The sequence below is a fragment of the Oleiphilus sp. HI0043 genome (assembly GCF_001634935.1).
In genome coordinates this window covers 1-5,158 of record NZ_LWEY01001115.1, presented here as the reverse complement: position 1 = coordinate 5,158, position 5,158 = coordinate 1, and the positions used below count along the sequence as shown (strand labels likewise).

The window sequence follows — 5,158 nt, the reverse complement described above, 5'->3', positions numbered from 1 at the left end:
CATGTTGTCGTAGATGCCGCGTTCAGGCACGCCACCAAAGACCCGAAATGCATGATTGTGTGCATCAAACAGCATCTCGTGCGTTTGTTTGTAATAAGCTCGCAGGAAGAAAGCTCGACTATTGCTTAGCTTGAAGTAAGCAACTTGAAGGCAGCACTTCCGACCATTGATCGTGGCGAAATCTTCGCCCCAATCAAACTGGAATGCTTCGCCTGGTGCAAAAGTCAGTGGAACATAGACTCGCTTAGCGGCAGTGCTCTTTGCTTCATGTTGCTCTTGTCGCCACTGCCGTGCAAACGCAGCAACACGATCATAGGAACCGGTGTAACCCAGTTGTACTAAATCCTGGTATAGCTGCTTGACTGACTTACGCTGCTTTCGATGCTTTTTCACCTCACGGTGAAGCCAGCAGGTTAAGGTCTTCTCGTAGTCATCCAGCTTACTCGGCGACTTCCTTGCAGGGTAGCTTGGGTCTAAATTTCTATTATTGAGGTATTTACGAACAGTATTTCGTGACAATCCGGTCTTCCGAGCAATCGATCGAATCGATTGTCCCTCCCGAATATGCCAGCGTCGAATTACGCTTAGTAGAGCCACGTCTATCACTCCATTTTCTCCTGCTTTGCTGAAGCAGGGATAGGTTTATACGTGGGTCAAAATTCGATGCAAATATATGGCTTTAGTGGGTCAGTTTTGGGTGCAAATCAACAATGAGGCCAATGTAGCACTGATGTAGCACAACTTATTCCAAGCATGCCAGCTACTAAAATAACCAATTGAAATAAAAGAAGAAAAATGGTGCCCCCTCCCTGACTTGAACAGGGGACCTACCGATTATGAGTCGGGTGCTCTAACCAACTGAGCTAAGGGGGCACTGATTTTGGCTTTGAGCCAAGAGATGATCCAGAGAGTTCTTGATCAATACGGGGCGCATTATAATGCGCCCCGAAAGAAGATGCTAGAGGAAAATGCTTATTCGTCCAGGAAGCTTCTTAGGTGATCTGAGCGGCTTGGATGGCGTAGTTTTCTTAGCGCTTTCGCTTCGATCTGACGGATACGCTCACGCGTTACGTCGAACTGCTTACCTACTTCTTCCAAAGTATGGTCTGTGTTCATTTCGATACCAAAACGCATACGTAGTACTTTTGCTTCTCTAGCAGTTAGTCCGGAAAGAACCGTACGTGTAGACTCTCTTAAGCCCTGGCCTGTAGCCGTATCAACGGGCGATTCTGCCTGGCCATCTTCGATAAAGTCACCCAAGTGTGAATCTTCGTCATCACCAATAGGCGTTTCCATTGAGATTGGTTCTTTAGCAATCTTAAGGACTTTACGTACCTTGTCTTCAGGCATATCCATGCGCTCACCTAACTCTTCAGGTGTTGGCTCGCGGCCCATTTCCTGAAGCATCTGGCGTGAGATGCGGTTCAATTTATTAATGGTTTCGATCATGTGTACCGGAATACGGATCGTACGTGCCTGGTCAGCAATAGAACGAGTAATTGCCTGACGAATCCACCATGTAGCGTAAGTCGAGAACTTGTAACCACGGCGATATTCGAACTTATCTACCGCTTTCATCAAGCCAATGTTACCTTCCTGAATAAGATCCAGGAACTGTAGGCCACGGTTGGTATATTTCTTCGCGATGGAGATAACCAAACGAAGGTTGGCTTCTACCATTTCCTTTTTCGCACGACGCGCTTTTGCTTCACCAATCGATACACGACGGTTGACGTCTTTAATTTCAGCGATGGTCATGCCAGTTATGTTAGCCATTTCTGCGATCTTTCTTTGCGCACGCGTAATTTCAACACGGTTCGCTTCTAGCTTCGCTGCACAGGGGTGACTTTCTTCAATTAGGCCGTCAATCCACTGTAGGTTTGCTTCATTACCCGGGAATCGTTTGATGAACTCTTTACGATCCATACCGCAATATCTGGAGCAAAGCGCCATAACTGCACGCTCATTAATCCTAACGATTTCGTTGGTAGTACGAACTTCAACGATCAAGGCATCGAACTGCTTGGCACTCAATTTAAACGGTGCAAACAGTTTACCTAGCTCATTATAAGCTTTAGCTGCTTCTTTACTGCTACGAGTATGCTTTGCTTCTTCTGCTAAGGCTACCGCTAGCTGAGCACGAAGTTCATCCATGCGCTCACGCACTTCTTCTGGATCAGGGCCTTTCTCGCCCTCTTCTTCGTCATCGTCGTCGGAATCAGCACTATTCGCTTCGACTATAGGAGCCGGTGCAGGAATCGCATCGGTCTCTGGGTCAACAAAGCCTGAAATAATGTCACTTAGACGGCCTTCTTCTTCCACTGTCGTGTCATATCGATCCAAGATACCCTGAACGACACCCGGAAAGTGAGCCAAAGATGCCATCACATCCCGAACACCTTCTTCGATACGCTTGGCGATACGAATTTCGCCTTCACGCGTTAGTAGCTCTACAGTACCCATTTCACGCATATACATACGTACTGGGTCAGTTGTTCTGCCTGCTTCGGTTTCTACTGCTGCCAGTGCCGCAGCTGCTTCAGCCGCCGCCACTTCGTCTGTTGAATCTCCATCTGACATAAGCAATGAATCAGCATCAGGCGCAACTTCAACAACCTGAATACCCATGTCGTTGATCATGCGAATAATGTCTTCAACCTGATCCGGATCCGCAATATCTTCTGGAAGGTGGTCGTTTACTTCTGAGTAAGTCAGGTACCCTTGTTCTTTACCGCGGGCGATGAGATCTTTTAAACGAGACTGTTGTGAATTGCCTGACATGTCTATCCTATAAGTTGGAATTCGTTACTGATGGCCGATCAAAAAATAGTCGGCCATTATATAGAAAGTTTGCTTTTCAACCAAATCAATATGGATCCAAAATGAGATTTTTCAAGTCTGAATTGGAATAACTTTCATAAATTTGGCCGTTTCGAATACTAAAAGGCCTTTTACTTAGATTTCCTTAGGGAAATAGCTCTTAGCGCTTGCTTTTCAGATTCGCTCATTTCACTAGGAAGCTTATTGAATTTTGTTGCTTTCAAGGCGTCATTCTGGGTTTGTTTATTCTTCAGCCGTTGCAGCAAGTCAGTCGCAACGTCCTGGATTTCCTTCGCGTCGGGCACCCATTCCAAGCGATCAAATAAGCTAGAGAACTGAGCACGATAACCCACTTCATCCGTAGCCAGAAATAACAACAAAGACTGAGTCGTTGCTATTTTTTGAAGAAAGAGAAACTCTGCGAAGTCACGAGTTTGCTGAAACCCTTGGTGCCCACTGATCATACTTAGATAATTTTCAGCCTGACTTGGCTGGTAATATAGCGCTAAACAAAGGCTAGTATCCGGGTCAGGAATCACCCTAGCGCCGACCAGCTCCCGCCCATCACTAGCTGCATCTTGCTTGAATTTCCCTCGACGCTTAAACATCAGTGAATTTAGCTTTTGCGTCAGCGCATTTTTCAGAACAAAGGACTTCACCCTCTCTATCTGAGCTTCTGCCTGCTCTTTTAGCAAACCCTTATGCTCGGCAGATCTAAGATCAAGGCCCTCTGAATAAATTTTAAGCATGAATTCCGATAAGGGATAAGCAGAAAGCACTCGCTTTTCGAACATATCTTTCCCTTCCCCCCTCACTAGAGTATCAGGGTCCTCACCTTCCGGTAATAGCAAAAAATCCAGCTGCATCCCATCTTCAAATATAGGCAAGGCGTTTTCCATTGCCTTTCTTGCAGCCTGTAATCCGGCTCGATCGCCATCAAAACAGAAAATAATGTGCTTACACCGTCGTAAGAGGTGAGAGAGGTTTTCGCTATTTGTCGCCGTCCCTAAGGTGGCTACCGCATAGTTAATACCGTACTGCGCTAGCGCCACAACGTCCATATAGCCTTCCACTACCAACAACTTATCAAGATGTCGGGTTGCCTGGTTCGCTTCATACAGACCGTAAAGCTCATTACTTTTGTGGAAAACTTCCGATTCAGGTGAGTTGATGTATTTAGCTTTGTCGTCCCCTAAGGTTCGCCCCCCAAAAGCCACAGTCTTACCGCGGCTATTTCGAATAGGGAACATTAAGCGATCTTGAAATAGATCAAAGGGGTTGTCGTACTTATCGAGAACGGTTTTGGTCTGAATGAGTGACTTTAAGGTTTCTGGGGCGGCTTTAGCACTCAGAAAATCCCGCTCGGCCGGTGCAAAGCCGATAGCGAAGCGCTCAATCACTTCGTCCGACAAGCCACGCCTTTTCAGGTAGTCCTGAGCACGCGATTTATTGGCATGAGACTTTAGCGCATCCCTGTATTTCAGATTTGCGTACTCTAAAGCTTCCCACAACTTTGCTTGAAGGCTGTATACCTTTTGGACTTTTTCGTCTCTCGGCACCTCGATGCCAGCGATCTTCGCCAGCTCTTCAACCGCTTCATTAAAATCCAGGTTATCGTGTTCGCGCAGGAAGTTAATACTGTTACCACTCGCGCCACAACCAAAGCAGTGGTAGAAGTTCTTTTGAGCGTTAACGTGAAAAGAGGGTGTTTTTTCTTGATGGAAAGGACAACAGGCCTTCAGTGCAGTACCCGCTTTTTTAAGCTGTACGCGCGAACCCACAACTTCGGCGATAGGCACTCGCGCGACGAGGTCTTCTATAAAATCTTGTGGGATTAATCCTGCCATCTGCTACGACACACTACTCAATGAAGATGCATAATATAGCATAAGCCATGAAACAAAGACTAAATGACTACCTTGTAGTAGACCCGCTCTGTTCAAGAGATAATTGGAATTGAAGTCTAGCTAGCTAAGCGCTGCTTAACGATCTGGCTTACCTTACCGACGTCAGCTCGACCTTGAAGCTGAGGCTTAAGCACCGCCATCACCTTGCCCATATCCCGAACTGATTCTGCTCCAGAGCTCGCCACTGCCTCGGCGACCAAAGCATCAATTTCCTCGGCAGTCAGTGCCGCGGGTAGAAACGTCTCAATCACAGCGATTTCGCCAGCTTCTACATCCGCAAGATCTTGGCGGCTTGCTGCTTCGTACTGACTAATTGAATCTCGACGCTGTTTAAGCATTTTATCTAGCACAGCAAGCACACGAGCATCATCTAACTCTATACGCTCATCAACTTCGATACGCTTAAACTCAGCCAGAATTAAACGGATAGT

General features: G+C 46.6%; 4 protein-coding genes and 1 tRNA gene. All 5 read right to left on the bottom strand.

The window, feature by feature from the left end; genetic code table 11:
• The coding region (gene istA, locus A3729_RS12440) for an IS21 family transposase (RefSeq protein ID WP_156497925.1) at positions 1-606 on the bottom strand (606 nt) is incomplete at its 3' end.
• A 190-nt stretch (positions 607-796) separates the two neighbouring features.
• A tRNA-Ile gene (locus tag A3729_RS12435) sits at positions 797-873 on the bottom strand.
• A gap of 99 nt (positions 874-972) precedes the next feature.
• Positions 973-2,781 carry an RNA polymerase sigma factor RpoD gene (rpoD, locus tag A3729_RS12430; protein ID WP_068507063.1) on the bottom strand — a complete coding sequence of 603 codons (1,809 nt, stop codon included), beginning with the start codon at positions 2,779-2,781 and terminating at the stop codon, positions 973-975.
• 170 nt (positions 2,782-2,951) lie between these two features.
• Positions 2,952-4,667, bottom strand: a complete 1,716-nt coding sequence (gene dnaG / locus A3729_RS12425; RefSeq protein WP_068553547.1) for a DNA primase — start codon at positions 4,665-4,667, stop codon at positions 2,952-2,954.
• Between the two features lie 116 nt (positions 4,668-4,783).
• A partial coding sequence (locus tag A3729_RS12420) for a GatB/YqeY domain-containing protein (protein ID WP_068633934.1) occupies positions 4,784-5,158 on the bottom strand: 375 nt, incomplete at its 5' end.